Source organism: Caballeronia sp. LZ003 (genome assembly GCF_031451465.1).
Classification (GTDB): domain Bacteria; phylum Pseudomonadota; class Gammaproteobacteria; order Burkholderiales; family Burkholderiaceae; genus Caballeronia.
In genome coordinates this window covers 24,553-45,047 of record NZ_JARUXJ010000234.1, presented here as the reverse complement: position 1 = coordinate 45,047, position 20,495 = coordinate 24,553, and the positions used below count along the sequence as shown (strand labels likewise).

Sequence of the window (20,495 nt, the reverse complement as noted above, 5' to 3'; positions counted from 1 at the left end):
GCAGTCCGTCGACCACTGACTGAATCACTTTGAATCGGTCCAACTCGCGCATCGACATGGTAATCGTGTCCGTTGCAGCCATCGCGGTCTCCTGCGCCGAAGCATCGGCGCGGGGTAAGCTTAGGCGGCTCGAAGCGGACATTTGAATCTGGCTAAAAGCGGACATTACAATCTAGCCGCTACAAACATAAACTGCGCTAAATACTATTATGTCTAATATGATCAAGCCGACCAAAAATAACGGAAGACTTCCAATCCACACTTACTTTCCCTGAACCTACAAAGTTCCCGCACGGCTACGAGTTCGACCAGTCACCAACGCCACCCGCTACAGCGCTCACAACGATCCCCGTCACCATTTGCTAAAGGCCTTCCCGCACCTGACACGAACCGCAAAATCCAAGCCGGACGTCGAAACGAAAATTACACGAAGCGCTAATCCAGCGCCTTCCTACAAACCCCGCCCAGCGACCCCATCAGCGGCCACTTAAACTCCTGTAACATAAGACAAACAACTATCCAGACGCCTGGACGCCAGCACGAAGCCATTCGTGCGCTACGCTCGCTGACGAAGCGAAGTGGACCGGGACCCCATTAGATGGCTGCAGGCCTCCGCAAGCAAGAATCTTATGCCCTTATCACCGTGTCTTTAGCATGGTGCGCGTTGGATCAGGCCCATGATGACGATAAACGCAGGCTGGCCGAGCAGGATTTGCGCGCGTCGATAGAAAGACTGGACATGATACAAGAGGCGATTCGCAAAGCCCTGCCATACAGCGGCGGCTTTACCAGGTGCGCCTCGTGCAGAAATATTTTTAGCGACGAAGGAAGCTATCTCGCACATTGGGCTTACATACAAGGTGAAGTCACCTGTGTATTTCTCCCGCCCCTTTTGATAGCCTTAGGGTTTATCGTCGAAGAACACAAGATCGGCGAACGTTCATCCCCTGATTACGTTCTCCGCCATCCTTTGTTTGTCACATAGCCTGCGTGAAATTCTTCTTCGATGCATCCGATTTCCATAGTCGCCCACGGACCTCTCAAGCCACCATCGTCGTTCGCTCACGTAGCGCGGTCCCGCTTGGTCTCAACGGCCACAGTTCTGCGAGTTCGGACGCCGTGCTCTGCAACTTCGGGGCGATTTCCTCGATCTGCTCGGTCGTCATGCGAACACTTGGACCCGCAACGCTGACCGTGCCGAGCGCGGTTCCAAGACCGTTCACCCTTATCGGCACGGCAACAGCCGAAACACCAGGCTCGGCCTCGCTGACCGCAACCGCATAGCCACGCTTTTCCGTAAGCGCGAGTTCCTTCAAAAGGTCCTCGATAGACCGCACGACATTGGGCCCTTGCCGGTCGGCTTCTCCGAAGCCCATGCTGGCCACGATTTGAATCGCCCGGTCACGAGGCATCGAAGCGAGCCATGCCTTGCCGGTTGCCGTCGAGTAGACCGTGACTCTCCCAGTCGCGGAACTGGGTGGCTGGTAGATGAGACCTGCCGTCGCGCCCTGCGCCTGCGCGAGCCAGACGAGGGTGTCGCCGTCCGCAACGGCTAGACGCACGAACTCTCGCGTCTCGTGCGCAAGCCTGTTGAGTACCGGCTGACAGATGTTCGGAATGCCGGTGGCCGCGTAAAACCGCTGCCCCATCACCGCAAGGCGCATGGTCAGCCGATAGAAGCCGGTGTCGGGCTCCTTGGCAACCCAGCCAAGATCGACGAGCGTCGAGAGCAGCCGGTGTGCCCCGCTCTTCGGCAATGACAGGCGCTCGGCGATTTCCCCGAGGGGCAAGGTGTTCGCGCCCTCGGCAAGGAGCGCGATGATTTCCAGACACCGTTCAGCGGGAACATGCGACATAGCGATCCAGACGTGTTGAGGTTGAAATTTCGCCGCGTGCGCCACTGACGACACATGCTATCTATCGGTCAGAAAAAACGAAGTGATGGATTCGATCTGACCGGTATGCATGTCCTTTCCGTTGACCCATGCACAGCCGAATCGCTGCGCATGGGCGATGAGCGCCGTCGGCTCTTCCGATAAAACCACATCGCCCACGAGCACGTCTTTCTTCAGCGGGCCGAGGTTGCCGGGCAAGCCGTCGCCCGCGGACATGCCAACCGGCGATGCGTTGACGATCAGGTCGAACTCGCCGCGCGCGTCCGATACGCCAGCAGCTCGCGTATGCGGAAACGCTTCGCTCAAATTTCTTGCCACGATAACCGCGCGCTCGGCATCGATATCCAGAATGGAGATTGAAGCGACGCCGGCTTCGGCAAGCGCCGCGGCAATCGCGCTGCCCGCGCCTCCCGCCCCGAACAACAGTGTGCGCCTGCCGGAGACGCTCAAGCCCCGCGCCTCGACGCCATGCACGAAACCGGCGCCGTCGAACATGTCGCCGGTCCACGAACCGTCGGCCTCGCGCCGCAGCGCATTCACCGCGCCGACTGTCTTCGCGGCCACGCCGAGTTGTCGGGCAAACGCGCAAGCGCGCTTCTTGAACGGTGCGGTGATAAGCAAGCCATCGAGGTTCACAATCTCCAGCAGCGCGGGGAATGCGTCGTCGAAGCGATCTGCATGGACGTGCAGAGGGACGAGCACGGCATCGATGCCTTCCTGCGCGAAGCGCGCAGTATAGACCGCCGGAGATCGAACCTGCACGACAGGATCGCCTACGATGCCATAGACACGCGTTGCACCTGAGATCTGAATGCTGTCCGCCATGTTCAGCCTCTCCCGCGCGATTCGTACCATTGCGCCACGCGCTGGCTACGGTGGCGACGCGCCTTGGCGCGCACGTCTTGCGCCAGGTTCATTAAGCCCGGTTCGAAGAGTCTGGCATCCATTTCACGCAACTGCGGCGACACCACGGGCCGAAAACCCATGTGGGCGACGACATCGCGTTCGGCATCCAGCCCCGGAGCGATCTCGATCAGCTCGAGCCCTTGCGGCCCGACGCGAAACACGGCCCGTTCGGTGACGAAAAGCGTGAGTTGCTTGCGTTGCTGACCAATCCGGGCGCTATAGCAAACCTGTTCGAGTTTCGGCACGAACTTCATGTGCCGCCCTTCCCTGCGAATGACGGTCTTCCCGTTCTCCCAGCCAATGTCGAGATCGCCCGCCGTGAGCGTTCCACTGAAGATCACGCATTTCGCGTTCTGGCTGATGTTGATGAAGCCGCCAACACCGATGATCTTGTCGCCGAACCGGCTGATGTTCACATTCCCCTGAGCGTCCACTTCGGCAAACGAGAGGAAGGCGAGATCGAGGCCGCCACCATCGTAGAAGTCGAACTGCGACGGTTGTTCGATCATCGCGGCGAAGTTCTGGGCGCCGCCCGAATCGCGACCCGTAATGGGCGCGCCGCCGATAAGTCCCTGCTCGTTGGTCAGATGCACCGCTTCGAGCAGCCCCTCTTCGGCCGCAACGGTGGATAGCCCTGTGGATACGCCCGCACCCAGGTTGCAAATCGCCTCGGGGAACAATTCCATTGCCGCGCGCCGGACGATGACCTTCCTCGGCCCGAACGGCAGCGGTCTGATCTGGTCGACAGGAACACGCAACTCGCCGGAATAGCTCGGGTCGTAGTCGGTCGCATAGGTCTGGCGCTGTCCCGGTTCCACCACGACGAAATCGACGAGAATGCCGGGAATCTTGACGTGCTTGGCGGGCAGAGTACCGTTTCGCGCCATGCGCTTCACCTGAACCACGACGATGCCGCCCGCGCGCCGCGTCGCTTGCGCCATTGCCAGCATCTCGCCGAATACGGCTTCCTGCTCCATTGTCACGTTGCCGTCTTCGTCGGACGTCGTGCCCCGCAGGAACGCGACATCGACCGGAATGTGCTTGAAGAACAGCCACTCTTCGCCGGCAATCTCGGTCACTTCGACGAAAGCGGGCGGCGTGCAGGGGCTTTGCCGCGCACCCTGCTGCCTCGGGTCCACGAAGGTGTATAAGCCCGTCTTCGTGAAGAGACCCGGCCGGCCGCCCGCCATCTCGCGCATCAATTGCGACAGCACGCCCTGCGGGAATGTGTAAGCCTCGATCTTGTCTTCCGCCGCGAGTCTTACGAGTCCCGGCGAATCGACGAGCGCGCTTGTAATGGCCCGTCGCAGCAAACCTTCGTGAGCGAGGTGCGATGCGCCCAGTTCACCGCGGTCGCCCACACCCACGATGCTCACCGAGGTCAATCCAAGCGGCTTCCGTTCCGCCAGGAAGCGGCGCTCGACGGCAGCCAGAAGCGCCTCGGGCACGGAATGCCCGCCGCCGGAACCGCTGATCAGGATGGCATCGTTATCGGCGACGAGTTGAGCCGCTTCGTCCGCGGTGATTCGTTCCATGGTTCGCTGATCGCTCCGTAATCGGGATGGGAAATCGGTCTCGTCAGGCTGTCGCGCCGGTCATCGGTCGCGCCATTCGACGACCCGCTGCTCTTGCACGCCCAGGCCTTCGACACCCAGCCGCATGCGATCGCCTGGCTTTAGGTATTTCGGCGGTTTCATGCCGAGACCTACGCCGGGCGGCGTGCCTGTCGTCACGATGTCGCCGGGCATGAGACGGACGTATTGGCTCATGTCCGACACGAGTTTCGCGACGGTGAAGATCATGTCGTTCGTGTTCGAGTTCTGAATGCGCTCGCCATTGAGTTCGAGCCACAAGCCGAGGTTCTGCACGTCCTCGATCTCATCGGAGGTAACGAGCCACGGACCGATGGGGCCAAAGGTCGGCGACATCTTCCCCTTCACCCATTGACCGCTGCGTTCGAGTTGAAACTCGCGCTCCGAGACGTCGTTGCAGATGAAGTAACCCGCAATACGGCTCAGCGCTTCGGCTTCACTCACGTAGTACGCTTCCTGGCCGACGACGAACGCCAGCTCCACTTCCCAGTCCGACTTGACGGAATTTTTAGGCAGGATGACGTCGTCATCGGGTCCGCAGATGCAGGACGGCGCCTTGTTGAAGAGAATGGGGTCCTTTGGGATATCGGCATGGGTTTCGATTGCGTGCTGAACGTAGTTCAAGCCGACCGCGATGAAATTGCCGGGCTGCGCCACGCAAGGGCCGAGGCGCACGGACGCATCTACGAGGGGCAGCGTGTGCGGATCGATTGCGCGCAAGCGCTCGATGCCGCCGCTTGCAAAGAACGCGGGATTGAAGTCATCGCAATGGCCAGTGAGATCGCGCACGCGACCGTCGCCATCGAGAATGCCGGGTTGTTCCTGGCCGGGCTGGCCGTGTCGGACGAGTTTCATGTTCGGGTTGAGCGGGTTGAGTTCAGGATTGGTGCGAGGAAGCGCCAAGGCGGCAGATTTCAAGTGCATAGACAGCGGCGTCGGGCCTGATGTGCAAGCCTGCATCGCGCAAATGCGGAACGTCGATCAGGGCATGCACCTCGCTTGCGGCCTCTTCCGTCGATGCCTCGACGAGAACGATCCACGCCGGAACATCGAACTCGCGCGTGCGCGCCTCTTCGGTGTCGAAGAAGCTCGCCTGATCCGACGCGAAGAGATGACACGCGAGCACGCCGGTCGCGCGCATCGCCTGTGGAAAAGCCACGTCGCGCAGGTAAGCTTCCGGCGTGTTGTCCGCGGCGCCCGTCCGGTCGATACGAACGGCAAACAAATAGCCGCCGCTGCTCTCGCCGATACTGCAAACGGGCTGACAAACTGCGCGCGAGGTATTGCGAAAGTACGTGAGCGTCTTCGTGGTCGCGGGCGTCGGCGCATTGAGGCGCGCCATGTATGCGGGCGAAACCATGACGTCGAGATCGGCCGCCTCGTACATGGTCAACCACTCGGGCGAATGGCCTGCCCGGCGAAAACGCCTGCCGCGCCTGAAGCCAGGAATGGCGAGCCGCTCGGGAATGTGCTCCTTGTCGTGCCACGCGTAGAACTGCTCGCGTCCTTCGAATTCGATGTCGTTCCACACGAGAACGATGCCATGGCCTAGCAGCGCGGCGCTGGTCGCACCGGGCATGTCGTGCGTGGGCGCGCTGGCAGCAAGGCTATCCGGCGTGGTTTGGCTGTCGGGTTTCATCGTGCGAGGAACTCGGGTTCTCGTTTGGCAAAGAACGCGGCGACGCCTTCGTGAAGGTCGTGGCTGTCGAAGATCCTTTGCTGAACGACGGTTGAAAGCGACAACGCGGCATCGAGCGGCTGATCCTGCGCGGCATCGACGAGTTGCTTGGCCAGGCGGTTCGACAGCGGGCCGCGCGCGCAGATCTCGAGCGCCAGCGCGCGTGCTGTTTCGAGTGCGGCGCCCGTCTCCGCGATACGGTTGACGAGTCCCCAGGCCAGCGCTTGTTGCGCGCTGATCGTGTTTCCGGTGAAGAGCATCTCCTTCGCGCGAGCCGGGCCGATGAGCCGCGTCAGTCGCAGCGAACCATTACCTGCCAGACCGCCGAGACGCGACTCGGTCAGTCCAAGCACCACCTCGGCACGACAAACGCGAAGGTCGCACGCGAGCGCGAGTTCGAGGCCACCGCCGAGCGCGGGGCCGTCCATTGCGGCAATGGTCGGCGCGGGCAATCGGGCGAGGCGCCGCAGCACCATGTCCTCGAAAAGAATCTTTCTCTCGCTCGCGTCGGCGAAGATTTCCGCGAACTCCTTGATATCGCTGCCGGCGCAAAAGGCCCGCGCCGAGCCGCCGTGCACGATGACGCACCGCAGATCGGCTTGCGCCTCCAGTGCGTCGATCGCCTTGTTGAGCGAACGCAGCAGAGTGCGCGTGACGAGATTGAGCGGACCGTTCGAGAGCCCGATCTCCGCGACATGGCCGTCTATCCACAAGGTGACTTCGCTCGCGGCATCAGCGTGTGAGATGGGAGGCGAACCGGACGTGTCCATGAAAAGGTCTCCGTTCTTCACGTCTGCTCGCTGCGGGAACGCGGAACGTCGATACCGCGCAACACGCCCATGCGTGCGAAGTGGCCATAGATGCTGTCGACATAGCGCGCAAACTCCGGAGCGTCGCCGAGCACGATCGGCCGAGGGCGCGGCAGCTCGACGACGATCTCGTCCACCACTTCTCCCGGTGTCGGACTCATGACGAAGATGCGATCGGACAGTCCCACGGCTTCTTCGACGCTATGCGTGATGAACAGCACAGTGGGACGGCGCCGCATCCACAGTGCTTCGAGATCCATGCGAACCTGCAAACGCGTGAGCGCATCGAGCGCGCCGAAAGGCTCGTCCATGAGAATGAGCGAAGGATCGTGGACCAGCGTTCGAATCAGCGACACGCGCTGGCGCATGCCGCCGGAAAGCTGCCGGGGATACTTGTCGACCGCAGGCTGCAAACGCAACTGGTTGAAGAGCTCACGCGCCCGCGCTTCGATCCTGTCACGGGGCAATCCGCGAATGTCGGCCTGCAGGAGCACGTTTTCCATCGCCGTGCGAAAGTCGAGCAGCAGGTGATCCTGAAACGCGATGCCGACATCCGTCACGGGCCGGTCCACAGTCCGGTCGCCCACCACGATCGTCCCGTCGGAGCGCGCAAGCAGACCCGCGACCATGAGCATGAGTGTGCTCTTGCCGCAGCCCGACGGTCCCACGACGGACACGAACTCGCCCGCCTCGATGTTCATGTTGATTGGCTTCAGCGCGCGAAACGGCTTCTCCGTGTCCTCGCCGAAAGTCTTCGAGACGCTCTCGATGCGGATCGGCACACCGGCCGGCGTTATATCGTCGTGTACGGAAGTAGGCATGATCGGCTCGATGTCATTGATTCAGGCGGACTTCTCGACCGCGGCCAGCGGCACCTTGGAGCACAAAAGCGCCTTGGTGCCCTGCTGCACGACTTCGCCGTCCTGATTCACGATCTTCACGTCGAAGAGCGCGATGGCCTGCGTGGGCTTCGACTTGCTGTCGCGCAGCTCTCTGATCGCGTAGTCGACGAACATCGTGTCGCCAACGAACAGCGGCGCGACGAACTTCCAGTCATTGATGCCGAGAAAGGCAATCGCGGTCTCGCGCAACTCGCCGGTGCGCGCCCACATCAAGCCGTGCGCGTACGCGAGTCCAAGCATGCCGTGCGCGACGCGCCGCCCGAACTGGCTGGCTCTGGCGTACACATCACTCGTATGCAACTCCGAAAAGTCGCCCGTCAGTCCCGCGAACCCGACAAGGTCCGCGTCCGTGATCGTTCGTCCGGGACTGCGAAATTGCATGCCTACGTGAAGATCCGAGTAGCGGTATCCCATGTGTTTCTCGTTAGTCGTGATTCGATATCCGTCGTGCGAAAAAGTCTGTCCGAACGGACGGCTCATTTGCACGCGCGCAACTGGTTCGCCGGCGGCAAGAAGTCGTCCGTGTAGTACGTTTTCGGATTCTGTCCGGCGGGAAGCAATTTGACCTGTGCGAGCAGATCTTGCGTCCTGGTCCATGACGCATCCTCGGCCTTGCCTACGCTTTTGGCGCCGCCGCTGCAGAACAACGGCGTGATGGCGGCCAACTCGGCGGTAGCGAGCTTCTCGTTGACGTTGGGGAACACCGTCTTGAGATCCTTTACCGCCTTCGCCGGGTTATCCATGGCGAAGCTCCATCCTTTCAGGCTCGCGGCAACGAACTTCTTCACGAGATCCGGATTGGCCTTTAGATATTCGTTGGATGCGAAAATCGACGTGCTCACCGTCGGAACGCCATAGTCCGCAAACCGGAAATTCACGAGTTCGGCGCCCTGGGCTTCGAGTTGCAACTGGTAGGAATCCATTGAACCTAGGATCGCATCGACCTGGCCTTGCAGCAGCGCGGGCACCATGCTTGCCACGGGCATGCTGATGAGCGTCACGTCCGACTCCTTGAGGCCATTTGCCTGCAGGAAAAGCGGAAGCATGGTCGTTTGCGAGGAACCGGAAGGAACGCCCACTTTGTGCCCGGCGAGATCCTTGATCGATTTGATGCCCGACTTCTTCAATGCCGACACTTCGTTCGGGTTCGATTGATAGATCGTGGCGATGACTCGCATCGGCGCGCCCTTGGCAATCAGCTGGCTCACGGCAACAGCGTCGGCATAGGCAAGTTGAGCGCGCCCGTTTGCGACGAGTTGCGCCGTATTGCCGGAGCCGTTGCCTTCGGTCACTTTCACGTCGAGCCCGACCTGCTTATAGAACCCTTCCGCCACCGCTGCCGCAAAACCGGCGTTCGCGCCGCCTGCGGTCCAGTTCAGCTGGAAAGGAACCTCGGTGTCGGCGACGGCCGTCCCGCATAGACCCGTCGCGAGCGCGCAAGTCAAGATTGCCGAAGACAGTTTGCCGATGGTGCTGCGCATAGTCGCGCTCCCTCTGTAGTTGGACCCGCTCGGTCCGTTTGTTGTAGGCGACTGGCCTCAGGCCAATGCCCGAGCGTTGACCTCAGTTGAACTTCGCACGTTGCCACGGCGTCATGGCCCATTCGGCGAATTCGACGACATAGTTGATCGCAATGCCGATCAGCGTGAGGACGGCAAGGACGGCGAAGGTCAGTTCGACATCCATCGTGCTGGTCCCGCGCAGGAGCACGTAGCCCAGACCTTTGTTCGAGCCGACGAACTCGGCGACGATTGCCGCGGTGGACGCGATCGTGGCGGAAGTCTTGATACCCGAGAAAGTCACGGGCAGCGCTGCGGGAAGGCGAAGGAAGCGGAAGGTTTGCCAGGACGATGCGCCCATCGACTTCGTCAGATACAGCAAGCGAGTGTCGAGAATCTGGAATCCGCTGATGCTCGCGAGCAAGAGCGGGAAGAAGGTCATCAACACGGTCAAGAGCACCTTGGACTCCATGCCGAATCCAAGCCACACGAGAAAGAGCGGCGCGACCGCGATCTTTGGCACCAGCTGCATGAACATGAGCGGCGGATACACGATCTGCCGCGCAACCCGCGAAAGCGCGATTGCAAGACCAAGCGGGATGGCGGTCACCACCGTTACGCCGAAGCCCAGCAAAATCTCCGCGATGGTGATGAGCGAGTTCGACCAGATATCCCGCCAGTCGGTGACGATGCGCGCGAACACCCCCGCCGGGCTAGGCACCAGATAAGGCGGGATCTTGAATACAGGTATGGCAACCGCCCATAGCACGATGAGCGCAATGAACGTCGACGGTGGCAGGCATAGCCAGCCGATCCGCTTCGCGCGCCTTAGAGCCGCCGAAGGTGGATGGGTCGCCGGTGCTCGCGCCGATGCTTGATTCATGGAGAACGCTCCCGAAGCAGAACTTTTTCGATGCCTTGACAAACGGCAACCGCATGAAGATTCAGCGCCGTTCTTAGATTGAATGTCGTTCAATCTTGGTTGATTGAATATTGGGGCAAACCCAGAGAACTGTAAGTTTGGGAAGGGACTTCGGTCGCTTGCGTACAAAGGTGGCCGGTGAGCCTTACGCTGATTTCTCAGTCGACGGCTTCATCGCTGGCGAAGCGGATTTCGATGATCAACGCCGTCGCTGCGCGCTGATGTACGTGAACATCGATGTGGGATTTGACGCAGATGGGTCGATGAATCTCGTTGTCGACGTTATTCCGCGCGGATGCGTTTCATCGTTCGATCGTCGCGGGAAGGAGTGCGCGGCATTGGAAAACGCGATGGGCAACCAACTCACTGGGCTATCGCGCGCCGCAGTTTGATCGGCGCCCATCCTGTTTTGACGCCGAGAATACCCAGCAGCACCAGTCCCGCGCCGAGCCATTGACCCATGCTGAACTTGTGGCCGTAGACGATGTAGTCGAACGCAGCGGCGGACAGCGGATAGATGAACGAAAGTATTGCGATCGCCTTGACGCTGAGTTTCTGATACGCGGAGAACACCAGGCAGTAAAGAAAAAACGTGTGAACGACGCCGAGGGTCGCGAGGCAAGCCCATTCGCTGGTGCTCGTCGGCAAAACCGAGAAATCGGCGAGCGGAGCGAGTAACAGCGAGCCCACCGCTGTCTGCACCAGGACGACGACAGCGGGAGGAACGCCCGCGGAAGCCTTAGACAACAACACTGTGCCGGCGTACAGCGCGGAGGCTGAGAGCGTCAGGACAACGCCGGCAAACACGTCCGAGCCCAGCATTAGAGCGCCATTGGCGGTCCCGACCAGGCAGATCAAACCGGCGAACGCCACGGCCGACCATAAGATGTCGTTCCGGCTTACCGCTTGCCGGAGGACGACGGCGCCGCCCAAAATCACCAGGAACGGGTTGACGTGGTAAATGACCGTAGCCAGCCCGATGTCGATAAGCGGATAAGCTTTGAACAGCAGCAGCCAATTTAGAACGAGAAAGATTCCCGAGACGATGATGGGCAAAAGCAGCCGGACTTGAAAATACTCTCGGCGGATAAGACCACGGGCAGCGCAATACGGAACTAGACAAATGAACGCGATAATACATCTGAAGAAAACGACGTTCGCGGGTGGCTGATTCGAGGAAACGACGAAAATGCCGATGCTTCCCGAAAGAAGCATGGCAAAGACAAGTTCCAAAATTCCGCGACGCTCTTTCATTGCCCTTCCCTGCTAAATTACCTGAAATCTACAGAATCCTTATAATACCGCCCAACGAATTATCCTGATGGCGGCCATTCACCATAGAGATGAGTTCGGCCAGAAGTAAAGGCGCCTCGGACGGCCTACGTGAACGCTCTCCGCTGACTCATTCGCGTCGCTGATATGCCTAATGAAGTTTATGAATTGGCCGTTAGAAAGCACGCATACGAAAATTTGTCACAAGACGTTTCGCCTTTTGCGCGGGCGTATGTTGTGACGCGTAGCGTTCGCCTTGCGTGAGCGTTCCCAGATTCGTTGAAGTCGGAGGGAGCGACTGGAGCGACAGCGTATCGCTTATCTCGTTTGCACGTGAGGGACCTGAGAGAGCAGTCGATAAGCAAGCAGAGCCTTGTCTGCCCTGCGCCCCGGTCGGTCGCCAAGCCGGCCGGGGCGCAGGAATCAATCTTAGCTTCCCTTCTTCGTTTATCGTGACTCGCGCGTTTTGGCATCCGTGAACAACCTTCTGTTCCTCTCCTTTCCGCACTTGCAGGCTTCGTCGGCGCGTGGTGCTAGTGTGTTTTCTCGATGCTGCTAAATTCGTCGATTTGCCCGCTTCGATTATTCGTATGAACTGGTCGATTTTAATCGCGATTGGCCGGCTCATGCGCATTTAAGCTATAGATTGACGCTCGACTTGTTACCGATTTGGATCTGCGGCGCCCTTCAAATAAAGCTATTGGCGAATCTTCCTTCTTTTTAAGTCGATGCAAGGATCAATAGCAGCTCTTAAATAAGCTTCGAGCCTTTACTTCACAAAGATCGATGCTGCCATACTACGCCCTTTACAGATGGCCATCGCTGGATCGCTCCCGTTCATCAACACTGAGCAACCGCTCATCAAGAAGCTTTGCCTTATTCAAAGGCCAAAATTGCTGAATATAACCTTGACGACGCCCCACCATTTTTGGCGTTGATAATATGATGGAGCTAACCTTTGAGGATGCCTCGATTTTCGCGGTTTTCGTTTAGGCGCCACCGTGCGATCTACGGCGATAGAAGCGCCTGACGGGTTGCATCAGGTGAAGGTCCGTATCGAGCAGGTAAGAACTGAATTATTAATCATACTAAAACTAGGCGGCGGTGAATTTTATAACTGACTGGGCGGTTTTACGAGGTAAAATACCTGAATCCACTGACTATAACTTTCGTTATTTTGCGATTACAAGGTCGAACGGAGCAGACTCAACTACTGCGGCCGTGCAGATTCGAACTTGGTTAAGCACGTAAGGCGCACTGGATGTTTGATCGACATGAGAGAAATCGCCGTAGCCGACTTGGCGCACGCGTTGTTTAGGGAGAAGGCCAGGTGAGGCCACAAGACTTTGATTTAGATCTTGTCCGAGCTTTTGTTGCGGTTGCGGACACGCGCAACTTCACGCAGGCGGCCGCGCGTCTTCATCGTACTCAGTCGGCTGTGAGTATGAAGATCAAGCGTCTCGAAGAATCGATAGGCGAGCGCCTGTTCGAAAGAGACACCGTCGCCGTAACGCTAACCTCGATTGGCGAGCGATTCGTCGGAATCGCCCAGCGGCTGATCGAAGCGCATGAAGACGCGTTTCTCTCGCTCAAGCATAGCCTTGCGGCCGGCAAACTCACGCTCGCGACTTCGGAAACATTCGCATCGTGCTTGTTGCCGCCCATTCTCGGCGCCATTGGGACGACGTTTCCCAACATCGAAATGGAAATCCGCTGCGGCCATAGCTGGAAGATGCTTGAGTCCATGGAGACTGAAAACATCGACCTGGTTATCGCGACGAAATATCCCTCTCGCCCCGACGGCGTGCCCTTGGGACATGAGCGTTTGATGTGGGTCTGCAAACAGGGTAGCGACGTCTATCAGCAAAAGCCTGTACCGCTGGCGGTGTTTCCAGACGGATGCCTTTATCGGCGCGCGGGAATTGCAGCGCTCGACGCGAAAAAGAAAGATTGGCGCATTGCCTACACGAGTCTGAATCACGAGGGACTTCTCGCTGCCGTGGAAGCCGGCAGTGCTGTGTCGATCATGATCGAGAGCGCCGTGACCGAGCATCACCGGGTTTTGGAACCTTCGGACGGTTTTCCAACGTTGGAGCCGACCGCGATTGAATTGTATTCACGCCGATCCGATGTATCACCGGTCGTTCGCAACGTCTCCGAAATCATCCGCAAGCATTTTGCGGCACGTCTGTGCGAGCGCAAAGTCAGCACCATACAGTCTTTAACTGCTCCGGCGATTATCGACTGACGAGCCGAGATAAGCCATCTGCGGATGTCCGGGCTGACGGCTTCATCGCGCTTACTCGCCCTACGCGCGGTGACGAAAATGCGTCTTTGTCCTGACGCAGTACGGTGAGCCTTTAGGCGAGACACGCTTTTCGGCGGTCTCGTCTTGATACGGCTTCAGATTTCCGCTTCGCTCGCCGCGTCTGAAGTACCGGCATCGACATGCGAAGCTGTCTTAGCCATTCCATTGAAGACATGCGCGATCGCATTGTGAAGACCCCAGAACTCCTGGTAAGGAGGCCAACGTGAGTCACCCGATCTCAGGTCTTCTTCTCGTGCGTACGTTGCGGTAGTCCAGCGCAAGGTAGATGGCATTCGATGATGAAAATCGTGTTGCGATAGATCGCCGGGAATGACAAACAAACGGACTGGCAAATGGTAAATCGCGTGCTCGACGGCCCATGCAATCCAGGACAAAACGTAAAGCGCGACATGCCTTTCGTCCCGCTCAGGAGTTCTTCGTCCGCAAAAACGCCCCCACGAATGCGTCGCATGGATGTACTTGGGCTGATCCCACCTTTGCGCCGGCACAAACCACGCGTGCTCGCTGATAAATTCAAGCAGCACGCTTATTTGGTAAAGAACAACGATTGGAAACAGCAGGCCGAAAACCAGCGCTGTTACGGGGCAGAGTTCAATTGCGCCCCAACACGCTAGTGCACCGCCAGCCGCAGCGATTAGCTTGAATTTCGGTGGCAGATTTCGAACCAGGCTCATGAGCCTATGCATGAAGAACGAGGCGTGGAATCGCGGCGACAGCAGAGTGACGAAGAGCTTAAGCCAGAGTGCCCCGACCGACATTCCAGACTTAAAGCCAGCGCGCCATAGAAAGGCGCCAGCCGGATCGCTGATTGTCGTGAATACGGCAGGCCGATGATGCTGGTTGAAGTGCTCTTCACGATAGTCACCCGCGGTCTGTGTCAGCGTCATTACTGCGAGAAGATCGGCGATGAAAAGATCACGAGAAGCTATCCCTGTAAAGCGACCGTGAATGCACTGGTGCGCGACCGTGCTGATCATGCGACGCGCTCCATTCACCGCCATGATCCAGCCGCACGATAGCGCAAGAATGAAGCACGGACCTTCGGTCCTGAAGGCAATGACGGCAAGCGAGAGACCCGTCACATAAGTCGCCACCGCACTCAAGGCGTAAAGCGTCGGCGTCGGTTCGAACAGAGGTGTTTGCCCGGGCGCCGGCTTTCCTGTCAACCAGGTCCAGAACCTGGCTGTCCACCACGGAAATACCTGATAACTTTCACGCGTCGAGGCCAATTTGCACCTCGTCTTGCAGCGTGAAGCGCTCGCCAACGCTGCGTTTGTCGCGGAGAAAACGAACATAGCGATCTGCCTTCGATCGCAACGAGGCGTCGCGCGAATGTTCCGCCACGTAAGGCAGCCACTCGAAGAACTCGGCGATATGCGCTTGCCGAAAGAAATGGACTTTCGATAAAAGCCCAACCGCCTGATGAAAGTTTGCAAGAGTGAGCGTGGCGGCGAGTGAACGAAGCTCTTCCTGGAATGAATCACCCAGAGGCATTCGCTGCACGACTTCGGGTCGATTCACGACGTGCCCGGTTGAGCCCGCACCGGCATTGAATACGCTCTCGATGGGCAGCTTGCCCAAATCAAAGTCGAGACAAAGATTCAAGCGGCGCCCAGCCGAGTAATTGATGGCCGAATGCAGATTCGATGCATCGAGAAACCAGATCTCATCTGGACGCATGCGAAAGACCGTGTCGCCATCGGAATGCAGACAGATACGATTCGTCAGTAACGGTACATGCACACGAGTCCATGGCGCTGCCGCGAATTCCACAAAATCTCTGTGGGGAACCAACACGCCGTCGCCAAGCGAATGAATTCGAGCAAGTCGAAGCAACGACGTGTCGAACGTCGCGCTTATCCAATCGTTGAGCGCAGGGAGAAGATTCCCGCGTGATGTCGGCCTGACCGATGACCCGCGTTCTAGCACGACGCCATCGTCGTCGCTTCCTGTTTGATTCCAGATGACGAAGCTCTTCCAGTCTCCGAAGTGAAACTCGCTGTAGTGCTTGTTGTCATCGGTAAAGGCAAGAACTGCGTTGAGTTCGCACGGAGCCATAATAAAGTGCGACTTACCAATTATTCGCGAATTCATCGATTGTTTAGGCCGAGTTGAGCCAGCAGTCGAGCATGAAAACTCGACCGCAACGAGCGTTTGAATGGAGCTGCGCGAGCGCCCTTGTCGCAAGAATCTTTGCTGCGATAAGCGCGCGAGCGTGGGCGGGACTTTTTGAAGAACTGCCGGGTCAGTGGCTTTTAACGGACATCATCTCGCGGGCGACCGCATTCCAAAAGCGCTCGAAAAGTTGCAGGTGCGTGTTGAAGCCTGCGGTTAATCTCGTGAGCGCGTCTGTGTCCGATACGAATTGCTTCGCCGCGCTGAGGGACTCGACTTTGTGTTCTTTCTCTGTAGCGCCAATGTGTGCGTAAAAGTACTCGCAGGACTCGTGAAACTCGTCCTCTTCTTCCCATAGATCCTTGTAGACCAAAGCTCCGTCATAGAGTTTTCGGAGCATCGTGTACGCCTGCCATTCGAGCGCCAGTTGTGCTCCAGCGGCAGTTGCATTGTCATCGCCATAAAGACGCTTTTCTCCTTCGATGAGCGCCTGCGTTTCCGGCAGAACCTTCAAGTCATGTTGAACCGAAGCCCAATCGAGACGAGAACCTTCTCCAATCTTGCGACCGAGATCGCTCAACCAAGCGTCGAAGAGAATCGAGTGGACCTTCTCCGGATTGCCGTATCCCATTTCCGAATACAACGTCTTCGCGTATTCCGCTTGCGCGACCACGTTGCGCGTGCTGCTTATCATCACCGCCAAGACTTCTGGGAACGCGCGATTGAATTCCCCGTAGTTCCTCGCAAAGATTGCGATCTGCCGTGCGTTCAAGCGCTCACGGGTCCATAGAGAGTAGAAGTCGTTATCGAGCGCTCCACTCGACATGGCGGATCGGGCTAATGCTTCTAGTTCGTCGGAGAAGTTCTTTGTCGACAGACGTGCCGACCCGTCCCGAACGCTCGTGCGATCAAGCATCTCAGTTTCCTTTTAAATCAAATAAATTCGTTTACTTTCAATGACTTAGACAACACGCGCAGTTTCCACCGCCAACCTGTCATAGCGCCAACAAAAGTTATTGATAAGGTTGATGACGGTTTCTGATGACCGTGAAGACGCCTTGATGATGGGAGTGCTCGAACATTGCTGCGTGACTCGGATTCACGGCGCGCGATACCCGGCGCATTCGAATGGCAATGGAGACCTGCGAGCTTAAACACGATCCAGACGGGAGTAGCATGGCCGAGCATCGACGCGCCGAGAGCGGAGCACTGTGCATGCGACCCTGCGCGATCGATGTGAGCCGGAACCGATTCTTCCTGACCTGCATGGAGTGACGAATGGCCTATCACAACTATCACAAGCGCAAGATCGCCAATCAGGATCTGCATCCCGAAACGCAAATGATGTCGTATGGTTACGACCCGTTTCTTTCGGAGGGTTCAGTCAAGCCACCCGTGTTTCTCACATCGACTTTCGCGTTCCGCACGGCCGAAGACGGTGCGGCGTTTTTCGATATGGTCGCCGGGCGCAAGCCTTCGCCCGATGGAGAGAGCGCCGGTCTCGTCTACAGTCGTTTCAATCACCCCAATCTCGAGATTGTCGAGGATCGTCTCGCGCTGTTGGACGGCTCAGAAGCCGCCGCCGTCACGTCTAGCGGCATGGCGGCGATTGCCGCGATCCTGTTCGCGTTCCTCCGACCCGGCGATTGCGTCGTGCAGTCCGCGCCGCTCTATGGCGGCACCGAAACTTTGATCTCCAAATTCCTTCCTGACTGGGGTATTCGTTCGCACGTGATTGCCGATGGCCTTTCCCGTGAAGCGATTTCCACCGCACTGGAAGCGGCAGCGAAGAAAGGCCGTGTCGGCATGTGTTACGTCGAAACGCCGGCCAATCCGACCAACGCGTTGTTCGATCTCGACGGTCTGCGTCAGGAAATCGATGCGTTCGAAGCGCGGCATGGCTATCGCCCTCTTTCCGTATGCGACAACACTTTGCTCGGGCCGTTGTTTCAGCAACCGGTAAATCGAGGCATCGACCTGAGTGTGTATTCGCTGACCAAGTACATCGGGGGGCATAGCGATCTCGTTGCGGGAGGCGTCACCGGCAGCAAACCTCTGATCACGCGAGTTCGCGCGATTCGCGGCACGCTAGGATCACAACTCGACCCGCACTCCTGCTGGATGATCACGCGTTCGATGGAGACCCTCGTTTTGCGGATGGAGCGCGCAGCGCAGAGCGGCACGGCCGTCGCGCGATGGCTCGCAAACAACCCTTTCACACCGATCAAGGTGCTGCATTCCGAACTCATCGACGACCCGGTTTATCAGACGGTGTATCGACGTCAATGCAGCGGGCCGGGATCGACATTCGCATTCGTTCTCGACGGCGGGCGCGAACAAGCATTCAAGCTCATCAACGGGCTCGGCTTGTTTAAATCGGCCGTGAGTCTCGGTGGCACGGAGTCGCTTATTTGTCACCCGGCATCGACGACACACTCTGGTGTTCCCGTTGAAGTACGCGCCGCCGCGGGCGTGTCAGAAGGACTCATTCGTGTGTCAGTGGGGCTGGAGCATCCTGACGATTTGATCGCCGATCTGTCGAATGCTTTAGAGCAATGCTGAGGGCTCGTTGTTCTTCATGATCCATTTGAACTTGGGCGCCTCGATCCAATTTGTGCCGGAGAAGATGTAGGCGGACAATGCCAGGTTCACTGGCTCATGAAATACGACGTAATTCACGAGAAACCTGTCTTCTAAGTCTTAGTCGATTGGACATTATTTTTATAATGTCGCTTAGAGTGGGGGTCAACCGTCATTAGAACCATTGCTTCTTTCTGTCGCCAGCTATGAAAGCTGGCAATAGTCAACGCACCCTCCCATGCGCACCCGCAAACATTCAAGCAAAATGCGATGGCACATCCCCGATGCTGCGGATCGCCGCGTCTGCTTCGGTCGTCGGCTCTTTGAAGCGTTGCGCAATACCGTTTGTTGGAAGCGACGTGACGCAGAAAGAGCGACCTTTTGTGGATCGTCAACATCAGAATCGCAACACGCATCGAACTATCGTCCATGCAGAAACCATGCTTATCGAAGCTTCCGCTCCATCGCGATGTCCCTGACGACGTCTACATGTGGCTAGTTGAAATCGACGTAACCGCGTCGCTGATGGAAGCGGCCGCCGGCGTCTTGAACGCCCAAGAACTCGCACGCGCGAGTCGCTACCGGCATCCGGCCGATGCCGCGCGCTTCGCCACCGTACGCGCCGCCTTGCGACACGTGTTGTCTCTCACGCTGGATGCCGATCCCGCAGGCCTCGTCCTCGAAACCGACGCGAATGGCCGACCCTTTCTCGCAATGCCTCACGCGCCGGATATCAACGTCTCGCATTCGGGTGCTTATGGACTGATCGCCTTATCGGCATCGCGGCGCGTGGGCGTGGATATCGAAGAGACGCGGTCTTCGCTCGACTGGCTCGAACTGCAGTCCGCCGTTTTTGCCGATGCCGACCGGCGCGCTCTCGATGCACTGCCCGAACTTGCTCGCAGCGCAAGCTTTTTCGCTTGCTGGAGCGGCAAGGAATCGGTGTTGAAGGCACGCGGCGAAGGCCTGGTTAGCGCACAGTTCGGTCTCACCAGCTTTTCGGTGCTGCCTTGTCTAGAGGGCCGCTTCGCCGTATCGAGCGCGGCGGGCGATATTCGCGCCGCGGCGCTCGATGCGCCGGCAGGCTACGTCGCCGCCGTCGCGTGGTCTTCAGCATCGATCGTGTCATAGCACAACCTCAATCAGCGCCCCCCATAACCGTCTCGACCACCCCGGGCGACTTATCGATATCCTGTTCCGTGAATGCAAAACGCGTCCACTCCTTGCGCGCGTAACGCTTCGTGCCATCGCGATAACGCGGAGATGCCGGATCGTCCGATTCGGAATGCGCGAGTAAGGTGTCAGCCTGCGGTCCATTTGCGCCGAAGCCGACCACCTGCACATAGTTATTGCCCTGTGCATCGCGATCGAGCAGCAGGCCGTGCTTATCGAGGTCGTGCGACGGACACGCCACCATGGAAATAAACTTTGGAATCGCAACCGCCGTAGAGCGGGATTTTCGTGTTGTCATCGAGCGCATAAAGCATTTCGCCGCGCGTCGAATCGAACGCGAAACCATTCGTCTTCAGCGCCACCGCCGCCGCCGCGAGCGCCTGCGCGATCGCCGGGTTATCCGTTCTGAGGCCAGCAGGCGTCGCGAGCGGACGCGCAGGATCGAATGCTTCGGCATAAAGCCGCGTGTCCGGAATATCGCTTGCACGACGTTTGTCGTAGGGTGGCAATCATCTTGACGTTGCCCTTCCAACAATGTTATCTATCATTTGTAGGGCCACCAAAACCGGTCGCGGCGCTGGTCGTTTCCCAGTGCCGGGGAACGCTTTCAGCGTGTGTGCGCGACCCTGATACGTGTCTGCTGTTTGTGAGGACGGCTGATGTGTGAGCGATATACGAGATCGTTGCTGGCCGGATGTCGATCCACAATCAGCACGATTGTCGCGGCCTCGCTTCTGCTTTTCGGTAACGCGTCGCGCGCCCAAAGTTCCGCGGATGACGCAAACAAAAGTAATAACCTGCTCAATCTCGCGGCGTCGTTCAA

General features: G+C 58.3%; 20 protein-coding genes. 5 read left to right on the top strand and 15 right to left on the bottom strand.

The features are described from left to right. Positions 1-598 precede the first annotated feature (598 nt). Positions 599-985 carry a hypothetical protein gene (locus tag QCE79_RS36040; RefSeq protein WP_309853073.1) on the top strand — a complete coding sequence of 129 codons (387 nt, stop codon included), beginning with the start codon at positions 599-601 and terminating at the stop codon, positions 983-985. Positions 986-1,040: 55 nt separating this feature from the next. Here QCE79_RS36040 and QCE79_RS36035 read toward each other — a convergent pair whose 3' ends face one another. The 10 genes from QCE79_RS36035 to QCE79_RS35990 form a co-directional block, all read right to left on the bottom strand. After that, positions 1,041-1,856 (bottom strand): IclR family transcriptional regulator, encoded by an 816-nt coding sequence (locus QCE79_RS36035; RefSeq protein WP_309853070.1) that lies wholly within the window; start codon positions 1,854-1,856, stop codon positions 1,041-1,043. A gap of 57 nt (positions 1,857-1,913) precedes the next feature. Then, positions 1,914-2,720 (bottom strand): shikimate dehydrogenase, encoded by an 807-nt coding sequence (locus QCE79_RS36030; protein ID WP_309853067.1) that lies wholly within the window; start codon positions 2,718-2,720, stop codon positions 1,914-1,916. A gap of 2 nt (positions 2,721-2,722) precedes the next feature. Continuing rightward, positions 2,723-4,336 (bottom strand): acyl CoA:acetate/3-ketoacid CoA transferase, encoded by a 1,614-nt coding sequence (locus QCE79_RS36025; RefSeq protein WP_250495280.1) that lies wholly within the window; start codon positions 4,334-4,336, stop codon positions 2,723-2,725. A 60-nt stretch (positions 4,337-4,396) separates the two neighbouring features. After that, positions 4,397-5,248, bottom strand: coding sequence for a fumarylacetoacetate hydrolase family protein (locus QCE79_RS36020; RefSeq protein WP_250469895.1), 852 nt, complete (start codon positions 5,246-5,248; stop codon positions 4,397-4,399). Positions 5,249-5,270: 22 nt separating this feature from the next. Then, complete coding sequence (locus QCE79_RS36015; protein WP_244831398.1) at positions 5,271-6,032, bottom strand: hypothetical protein; 762 nt, start codon at positions 6,030-6,032, stop codon at positions 5,271-5,273. Beyond that, entirely contained in the window at positions 6,029-6,841 is an 813-nt protein-coding gene (locus tag QCE79_RS36010) for an enoyl-CoA hydratase/isomerase family protein (protein ID WP_309853059.1), read from the bottom strand. Before QCE79_RS36010 ends, QCE79_RS36015 begins: the two co-directional genes overlap by 4 nt. A 17-nt stretch (positions 6,842-6,858) precedes the next feature. Beyond that, the gene (locus QCE79_RS36005; RefSeq protein ID WP_250469898.1) at positions 6,859-7,701 is read right to left on the bottom strand and encodes an ABC transporter ATP-binding protein; all 843 of its coding nucleotides are present in this window, start codon (positions 7,699-7,701) and stop codon (positions 6,859-6,861) included. 21 nt (positions 7,702-7,722) lie between these two features. After that, positions 7,723-8,196 carry a MaoC/PaaZ C-terminal domain-containing protein gene (locus tag QCE79_RS36000; RefSeq protein ID WP_250510592.1) on the bottom strand — a complete coding sequence of 158 codons (474 nt, stop codon included), beginning with the start codon at positions 8,194-8,196 and terminating at the stop codon, positions 7,723-7,725. A 62-nt stretch (positions 8,197-8,258) separates the two neighbouring features. After that, positions 8,259-9,263, bottom strand: a complete 1,005-nt coding sequence (locus tag QCE79_RS35995; RefSeq protein WP_244831402.1) for an ABC transporter substrate-binding protein — start codon at positions 9,261-9,263, stop codon at positions 8,259-8,261. A gap of 82 nt (positions 9,264-9,345) precedes the next feature. After that, complete coding sequence (locus tag QCE79_RS35990) at positions 9,346-10,164, bottom strand: ABC transporter permease (protein ID WP_309853053.1); 819 nt, start codon at positions 10,162-10,164, stop codon at positions 9,346-9,348. Positions 10,165-10,322: 158 nt separating this feature from the next. Here QCE79_RS35990 and QCE79_RS35985 point away from each other — a divergent pair, with 158 nt between their 5' ends. Then, positions 10,323-10,595 (top strand): hypothetical protein, encoded by a 273-nt coding sequence (locus tag QCE79_RS35985; protein WP_309853050.1) that lies wholly within the window; start codon positions 10,323-10,325, stop codon positions 10,593-10,595. Here the strand turns inward: QCE79_RS35985 and QCE79_RS35980 are convergent. Next, positions 10,567-11,457: a DMT family transporter gene (locus QCE79_RS35980; protein ID WP_309853047.1), complete on the bottom strand. Its 891-nt coding sequence runs from the start codon at positions 11,455-11,457 to the stop codon at positions 10,567-10,569. The two genes, QCE79_RS35985 and QCE79_RS35980, sit on opposite strands and share 29 nt — an antisense overlap. A 1,348-nt stretch (positions 11,458-12,805) precedes the next feature. Here QCE79_RS35980 and QCE79_RS35975 point away from each other — a divergent pair. Next, on the top strand, positions 12,806-13,723 hold the full coding sequence (locus QCE79_RS35975) for a LysR family transcriptional regulator (RefSeq protein ID WP_250469903.1): 918 nt from the start codon (positions 12,806-12,808) through the stop codon (positions 13,721-13,723). A gap of 155 nt (positions 13,724-13,878) precedes the next feature. On the opposite strand, the gene QCE79_RS35970 is transcribed toward QCE79_RS35975, so the two are convergent. The 3 genes from QCE79_RS35970 to QCE79_RS35960 form a co-directional block, all read right to left on the bottom strand. Then, positions 13,879-15,033, bottom strand: a complete 1,155-nt coding sequence (locus tag QCE79_RS35970) for a hypothetical protein (RefSeq protein ID WP_309853042.1) — start codon at positions 15,031-15,033, stop codon at positions 13,879-13,881. Then, positions 15,017-15,862 (bottom strand): aspartyl/asparaginyl beta-hydroxylase domain-containing protein, encoded by an 846-nt coding sequence (locus tag QCE79_RS35965; RefSeq protein ID WP_309853039.1) that lies wholly within the window; start codon positions 15,860-15,862, stop codon positions 15,017-15,019. Before QCE79_RS35965 ends, QCE79_RS35970 begins: the two co-directional genes overlap by 17 nt. 187 nt (positions 15,863-16,049) lie before the next feature. Continuing rightward, positions 16,050-16,835, bottom strand: coding sequence for an iron-containing redox enzyme family protein (locus tag QCE79_RS35960; protein WP_244831408.1), 786 nt, complete (start codon positions 16,833-16,835; stop codon positions 16,050-16,052). 362 nt (positions 16,836-17,197) lie between these two features. Between QCE79_RS35960 and QCE79_RS35955 the strand changes: the two genes are divergently transcribed. Together QCE79_RS35955 and QCE79_RS35950 are read left to right on the top strand one after the other, a co-directional pair. Next, positions 17,198-18,481 (top strand): cystathionine gamma-synthase family protein, encoded by a 1,284-nt coding sequence (locus QCE79_RS35955; protein ID WP_309853036.1) that lies wholly within the window; start codon positions 17,198-17,200, stop codon positions 18,479-18,481. A 507-nt stretch (positions 18,482-18,988) separates the two neighbouring features. Then, positions 18,989-19,630 carry a 4'-phosphopantetheinyl transferase superfamily protein gene (locus QCE79_RS35950; protein ID WP_309853034.1) on the top strand — a complete coding sequence of 214 codons (642 nt, stop codon included), beginning with the start codon at positions 18,989-18,991 and terminating at the stop codon, positions 19,628-19,630. Positions 19,631-19,637: 7 nt separating this feature from the next. On the opposite strand, the gene QCE79_RS35945 is transcribed toward QCE79_RS35950, so the two are convergent. Continuing rightward, on the bottom strand, positions 19,638-20,018 hold the full coding sequence (locus QCE79_RS35945; protein ID WP_309853031.1) for a penicillin acylase family protein: 381 nt from the start codon (positions 20,016-20,018) through the stop codon (positions 19,638-19,640). Positions 20,019-20,495: the final 477 nt, after the last annotated feature.

Bases quoted from the DNA above. Each gene is read 5' to 3' on its own strand.
- QCE79_RS36005 (WP_250469898.1), bottom strand. From the start codon at position 7,701: ATGCCTACTTCCGTACACGACGATATAACGCCGGCCGGTGTGCCGATC.
- QCE79_RS35960 (WP_244831408.1), bottom strand. From the start codon at position 16,835: ATGCTTGATCGCACGAGCGTTCGGGACGGGTCGGCACGTCTGTCGACA.
- QCE79_RS35980 (WP_309853047.1), bottom strand. From the start codon at position 11,457: ATGAAAGAGCGTCGCGGAATTTTGGAACTTGTCTTTGCCATGCTTCTT.
- QCE79_RS35955 (WP_309853036.1), top strand. From the start codon at position 17,198: ATGGCCTATCACAACTATCACAAGCGCAAGATCGCCAATCAGGATCTG.
- QCE79_RS36010 (WP_309853059.1), bottom strand. From the start codon at position 6,841: ATGGACACGTCCGGTTCGCCTCCCATCTCACACGCTGATGCCGCGAGC.
- QCE79_RS36040 (WP_309853073.1), top strand. From the start codon at position 599: ATGGCTGCAGGCCTCCGCAAGCAAGAATCTTATGCCCTTATCACCGTG.
- QCE79_RS35995 (WP_244831402.1), bottom strand. From the start codon at position 9,263: ATGCGCAGCACCATCGGCAAACTGTCTTCGGCAATCTTGACTTGCGCG.
- QCE79_RS36025 (WP_250495280.1), bottom strand. From the start codon at position 4,336: ATGGAACGAATCACCGCGGACGAAGCGGCTCAACTCGTCGCCGATAAC.
- QCE79_RS35945 (WP_309853031.1), bottom strand. From the start codon at position 20,018: ATGGTTTCGCGTTCGATTCGACGCGCGGCGAAATGCTTTATGCGCTCG.
- QCE79_RS35950 (WP_309853034.1), top strand. From the start codon at position 18,989: ATGTGGCTAGTTGAAATCGACGTAACCGCGTCGCTGATGGAAGCGGCC.
- QCE79_RS36030 (WP_309853067.1), bottom strand. From the start codon at position 2,720: ATGGCGGACAGCATTCAGATCTCAGGTGCAACGCGTGTCTATGGCATC.
- QCE79_RS36035 (WP_309853070.1), bottom strand. From the start codon at position 1,856: ATGTCGCATGTTCCCGCTGAACGGTGTCTGGAAATCATCGCGCTCCTT.
- QCE79_RS35990 (WP_309853053.1), bottom strand. From the start codon at position 10,164: ATGAATCAAGCATCGGCGCGAGCACCGGCGACCCATCCACCTTCGGCG.
- QCE79_RS36020 (WP_250469895.1), bottom strand. From the start codon at position 5,248: ATGAAACTCGTCCGACACGGCCAGCCCGGCCAGGAACAACCCGGCATT.
- QCE79_RS35965 (WP_309853039.1), bottom strand. From the start codon at position 15,862: ATGGCTCCGTGCGAACTCAACGCAGTTCTTGCCTTTACCGATGACAAC.
- QCE79_RS36000 (WP_250510592.1), bottom strand. From the start codon at position 8,196: ATGGGATACCGCTACTCGGATCTTCACGTAGGCATGCAATTTCGCAGT.
- QCE79_RS36015 (WP_244831398.1), bottom strand. From the start codon at position 6,032: ATGAAACCCGACAGCCAAACCACGCCGGATAGCCTTGCTGCCAGCGCG.